Genomic DNA, 4,937 nt, shown 5'->3' with positions numbered 1-4,937 from the left:
GCCCAGACCGGCCAGTACTGCGACCTGGTCAAGGCCGGCATCATCGACCCGACCAAGGTGGTGCGCACCGCGCTGCAGGACGCGGCCTCGGTCGCCGGCCTGCTGATCACCACCGAGGCCATGGTCGCCGAGAAGCCGGAGCCGAAGGCCCCGGCCGGCGGCCCGGGCGGCATGGGTGGAATGGGCGGCATGGGCGACATGGGCTTCTAAGCCCCGGTCGTTCCATCCGATCCGGAGACGAAGGAGGGCCGCGGGAGCAATTCCGCGGCCCTCTCTCTTGCCGCCGCCGGGCCGATTGCCCTATCTAGGGCGCCTGCGGCCGCGACGCGCGGCCTTTTCGTCATCGGGAATGCGCGAATGCTGCCTGACATCGACCGCGTCGCCTCGATCATGCGGGAGGTCGCCGAGGCGGAGATCCTGCCCCGGTTCCGCAGGCTGGGGACGGGCGAGATCCGCGAGAAGGGGCCGGGCGACCTGGTGACGGTGGCCGACGAGGCGGCCGAGCGGCGCCTGACCGAGCGGCTGACCGACCTCGTTCCGGGCTCCGTCGTCATCGGCGAGGAGGCCGCGGCCGGCGACACGCGGGTACTCGCGCGCATCTTCGACGACGCGCCGGTATGGATCGTCGATCCCGTGGACGGCACGTCGAACTTCGCTTCCGGCAACCCGGCCTTCGGGGTCATGGTGGCGTTCGCCAGGGCCGGGGAGACGCTTGCGGGCTGGATCCTCGATCCCTGCGGCGGGCGTATCGCCACGGCCGCGAAAGGCGAGGGGGCCTGGCTCGGCGGCGTCCGGCTGTCGGCGGCACCGGCCACGGCGCCGGCCGGCATGACCGGCACCGTGTCGACGCGCTACTTCGAGCGCCCCGTGCGCGAGCGGCTAGAGCGGCAGATCCCGCTGGTCGAACGCGCGTTCTCCCTGCACTGCGCCGCCCACGAGTATCTCGGCCTCGTTTCGGGCGAGACGCATTTCTCCGTCTACCGCCGCATCATGCCCTGGGACCATGCCGCGGGGACGCTGCTGCACGCGGAAGCCGGAGGGTACCACGCCAAGCTCGACGGCGGGCGCTATGCGCCGACCGAACACAGCGGCGGGCTGCTCCTGGCGCCCGACCGCGCGAGCTGGATCGAACTGCGCGACCTGCTGTTCGGCGTCGGCGCCCGCTGATCCGCCGTCTACCTTTCCTCGGTCTTCGCCTGCTGCCAGAGCGCTTCCATCTCGTCCAGGCCGGCGGCCTCGGCGCTGCGGCCCTGCAGGTGCAGCAGTTCCTCGATGCGGCGGAACCGCCGCTCGAACTTCGCATTCGTGCCGCGCAGCGCCGCTTCGGGATCGATGTCGAGGCGCCGGGCGAGGTTGGCGAGCGCGAACAGCAGGTCGCCCAGCTCGTCCTCCATCCGGGCCCGGTCCCGGCCGGCCAGCTCGGCCCGCAGCTCCAGCACTTCCTCCTCGATCTTGTCGAGGATATCCGCGGCTTCCGTCCAGTCGAAGCCGACGCGCGCGGCCCGCTTCTGGAGCTTCACGGCGCGGGTGAGGGCGGGCAGGGCGCCGATCACGCCGTCGAGCACGCTTGCCCGGCGCCCCTGGGCGGCGGCCCTGTCGTCCCGCTCGGCCGCCTTCTGGGATTCCCAGCGGCCGACCATCTGCGCGGCGTCGTCCACGCGGTCCTCGCCGAAGACGTGGGGGTGGCGCCGGATCATCTTGTCGGCGATCGTGCCGGCGATGGCCTCGAAGTCGAAGGCTCCCTGCTCCCGGCCCATCTGGGCGTAGAAGACGACCTGGAACAGCAGGTCGCCGAGTTCCTCGCGCAGGTCGTCCATGTCCGCGCGCTCGATCGCGTCCGCGACCTCGTAGGCCTCCTCGATCGTGTGCGGGGCGATCGTCCGGAAGGACTGCTCCAGGTCCCAGGGGCATCCGGCCTCGGGGTCGCGCAGCCGGGCCATGATCGCGAGCAGGCGGTCGATGTTGCTCATGTCGTTCGTCGGTCCTGGGCAGAGGAGGCCCGGGCAGAGGGGGCCTGGGCAGAGTGGTGCCGGGCAGTGGTGGCGCCGACCTTAGCCGAGCAGGGCGGACGCGTCATGCTTCACGGCGAATTAACCATGCAGGCGCGATGATCGGCATCGCGGCTCGGGCCGGCCTCGGATCATCTGCTGAATGAAGATTCGCTCCCACAATGTTGAAATACCTTTTAGTTTTATTGCCATACCGGCGCACCGCCGAGGCTCCCACCGTGCCGGCGAGGGTCATAGACCCTGACGACGTCTTCGCCGAGGATGGCGCCTGGGCGGGACGGGAGGAAGCCGGCCCGCCCGTGGCCTGGCGCATCTGCGGCCGGCATGGCGAGGTCGAAGCGGAAGGCTGCTCGATAGAGGTCGTCGATGGTATGCTCCACGTCCTGGATGCGAACGAGGACGTCCTCCTCGCGCTGCCGCCGAGTGCCTGGGAACGGGTGGAGGCGGTCTCCGGCCGGATCGGGGCGGCCGGAGGACGGGCCGGCGAGTCGCCGCCGCCCGGGGAACCCGGCGTTCGCGACGCCGCCTGAAGGATCGCGGCACCCGGAGGATCAATGGAATCCGCCGAGTGCCGGTTTTTGTCTTGGAGAACCGATGCCGCTCCAAAGGGAGTATCGAGCAATGCGTAAGCGGATCGGAAGGGCCCTGAGCGCCACGATCCTCGCCGGCGTCGTCATGCTGTTGATGGCGCTGGCCGATCCCGGCCCGGACCTGCGGGCCCAGGGCTCGACGGCCGGGCCGCCGACGGTCGTCGCCACCGGTGCGGCGAGCGGGCCGGTGGCGCTCCTCGCCGATCCCGTGGAGGTGCCTCTGCGGCCGACCGAGGCGGCGCCCGCGGCCATGGAACGCGGCACCCGCATCTTCCTCGTCCTCGACGGCGTGCGCGCCGACGACCAGCCCGGAATCCTTTACGCGGTCCATCTGGTGCCGCCGGCCGGGACGAGGCCGAGCGAAGGGCAGGGGGCGGGCGGCCGGGTGGGCACGCTCAATTTCTTCGCGGCGGTCGAGGCGACCCGCACCTACAGCTACGACGTGACCGACACCATGAAGACGCTCGGCCTGCGCCGGGCGATCGCCGACGGCGCCACCGTGGTCTTCGTCCCGTCGGGCATACCGGCGACGGACTCGGCCCCGCAGGTCGCGCGCGTCACCCTCGTCGCCCAGTAGAGCCCGTCGCATGACCGTCACCGTCTTCGGAATGCAGGAAAGCGTCTATGTCAGGATCGTCCTCCTGACCCTTGATTTCAAAGGAATCCCGTTCGAAGTCATGACCGTCGATCCGTTCTCCGCCGCGGGCCTGCCGGCCGGCTACGATGCCGTCCATCCGTTCGGGCGCGTGCCCGCGATCGACCACGGAGGCTTCGTGCTGTACGAGACGGCGGCCATCACGCGCTATCTGGACGAGGCCTTCGACGGACCGAAGCTTCAACTCCAGGCGCCGAGGGCGCGGGCGCGGATGAACCAGGCCGTCGGCGTGCTCGACGCCTATGCGTACCGATGCTGGGTCTGGGATTTCCACGTCGCGTACCGGCGCGCGGGCGGGCAGGCCGGCTGGACGGCCCCGGCGCCTGCCGCGAGCCTCGCGTCGCGGACGCTGGACGCGCTGGCGGCAATAATGGGCGACGGCCCGTTCCTGGCCGGAACGCCCGAGCCGAGCCTGGCCGACCTGCACGCAGCGCCGATGATGCGCTACGGCATCAACGTTCCGGAGTTCCGCCGGCTCGTCGATGACCGGCCGCCGATACGGGCTTGGTGGGAATGGATGGCCGCAGTGCCGTCGGTCCGGACCCTTTGCCGGACGGAAGGGTGGGCCGACCAGTAACCGGCGCGTCCATAGCCATTTGTCCGATAAGATATATTATGGAAATAGCCTGAGACGCTTTTTCCGAATGTTGTCAATGGCTTGGAAATCCGTCCCCGCCTGAATACCCTTATGTTCCATTGGGTAGCTTCGGGTCGGAACATGGATAGCCGTATTATTCGCGCGCTGACGCCGGATGCCGCGCGCCGCCTTGGAAAATACTATCTCTCCATTGCGCGCCGGCTGCTCGATCATGCCGGCGAGGACGAGGCCCAGGCACGCCAGGAAGCCGAGCAGAGAGCATGGTGGGCGCGCATGGAAGCGGCCGGCCGGCGCGTGATCGAGATGCAGTCCGCCGGCATCGACCTCGACCGGGCTATCGCATCGGTTGCGCTCACCGAAGACGTTCCGCGTGAAACCATCCGGGCGCACTACAAAAGATGCGTCAAAATGTCGCGGGATGCGCGGCGCGGGTACCACACGTCACGGACGCAAAAGAGCCCGCCGAGTGCTACCCCGGCGGGCTCCTGCAGGACCGATACGGCCGACGCGGTAACCTGAGCGCCAATCAGCGTCGGGACAGTGCGAACGCCCCAACAACGGCAGCTCCCAGTACCCAGGGGAGCCAGCCCCCGCCCATCCCGGCCAGCATCACGCCGCCCTCAGGCGCCGCCCCATACAGGACTGAGGTGTCCGCCGTCTGCACCGGCACGGTCGGCTTGCGCCCGGGGATCGGCGGCGCGGATGCCGTCATGACCGGCGGCGCCGGCTTGCGGCCCGGCAGCGGCGGCACGTAGGAGCCGGGCACGGGCGCCGACGCCATGCCGGCGTCACTCCCCTGCCCGACCGTGAACGACACCGGCCCCGTCGCGATGCGCGGCGGCGACGTGAGCAGCGCGCCATGGATCGAGTAGACGTTGCCGGTCGTCTCGATGAACACCGGCGCCGTCGGGTTGGCGAACGAGACGCTCCCGGTGCCTGAGACGGTCCCGTACTGCCGGAACTGGCGAACGGCCGCCGCGAAGAGCTCGCGGCGGCCGCTGTCCGTGGTGTCGCGCCAGAGCGTCGACATGCTACCGCCTCCGGCGCTTGCGACCGGCCTTGCGGACGCCCGATTTCGTCAGCTT

General features: G+C 70.0%; 7 protein-coding genes and 1 pseudogene. 6 read left to right on the top strand and 2 right to left on the bottom strand.

The features are described from left to right. A pseudogene (gene groEL / locus VGO20_RS20560) lies at nt 1-210 on the top strand (chaperonin GroEL); the annotation flags it as partial. A 147-nt stretch (nt 211-357) separates the two neighbouring features. Next, nucleotides 358-1,167 carry an inositol monophosphatase family protein gene (locus VGO20_RS20555; RefSeq protein WP_327504252.1) on the top strand — a complete coding sequence of 270 codons (810 nt, stop codon included), beginning with the start codon at nt 358-360 and terminating at the stop codon, nt 1,165-1,167. 8 nt (nt 1,168-1,175) lie between these two features. Here the strand turns inward: VGO20_RS20555 and mazG are convergent, their stop codons facing one another. Continuing rightward, on the bottom strand, nt 1,176-1,970 hold the full coding sequence (mazG, locus tag VGO20_RS20550) for a nucleoside triphosphate pyrophosphohydrolase (RefSeq protein WP_327504251.1): 795 nt from the start codon (nt 1,968-1,970) through the stop codon (nt 1,176-1,178). Nucleotides 1,971-2,227: 257 nt separating this feature from the next. Between mazG and VGO20_RS20545 the strand changes: the two genes are divergently transcribed. The 4 genes from VGO20_RS20545 (at nt 2,228) to VGO20_RS20530 (ending at nt 4,371) form a co-directional block, all read left to right on the top strand. Next, nucleotides 2,228-2,539, top strand: coding sequence for a hypothetical protein (locus VGO20_RS20545; protein ID WP_327504250.1), 312 nt, complete (start codon nt 2,228-2,230; stop codon nt 2,537-2,539). 91 nt (nt 2,540-2,630) lie between these two features. Next, on the top strand, nt 2,631-3,176 hold the full coding sequence (locus VGO20_RS20540; protein WP_327504249.1) for a hypothetical protein: 546 nt from the start codon (nt 2,631-2,633) through the stop codon (nt 3,174-3,176). 10 nt (nt 3,177-3,186) lie between these two features. Beyond that, nucleotides 3,187-3,831 carry a glutathione S-transferase family protein gene (locus VGO20_RS20535; protein WP_327504248.1) on the top strand — a complete coding sequence of 215 codons (645 nt, stop codon included), beginning with the start codon at nt 3,187-3,189 and terminating at the stop codon, nt 3,829-3,831. Nucleotides 3,832-3,972: 141 nt separating this feature from the next. Next, on the top strand, nt 3,973-4,371 hold the full coding sequence (locus tag VGO20_RS20530; RefSeq protein WP_327504247.1) for a hypothetical protein: 399 nt from the start codon (nt 3,973-3,975) through the stop codon (nt 4,369-4,371). Nucleotides 4,372-4,378: 7 nt separating this feature from the next. Here the strand turns inward: VGO20_RS20530 and VGO20_RS20525 are convergent, their stop codons facing one another. Further along, nucleotides 4,379-4,882, bottom strand: a complete 504-nt coding sequence (locus VGO20_RS20525; protein WP_327504246.1) for a hypothetical protein — start codon at nt 4,880-4,882, stop codon at nt 4,379-4,381. Between the last annotated feature and the right edge of the window lie 55 nt (nt 4,883-4,937).

It is taken from the genome of Arenibaculum sp., assembly GCF_035998295.1.
Lineage (GTDB): Bacteria > Pseudomonadota > Alphaproteobacteria > Azospirillales > Azospirillaceae > DASYHS01.
This window is presented reverse-complemented; position numbering and strand designations above follow the sequence as displayed.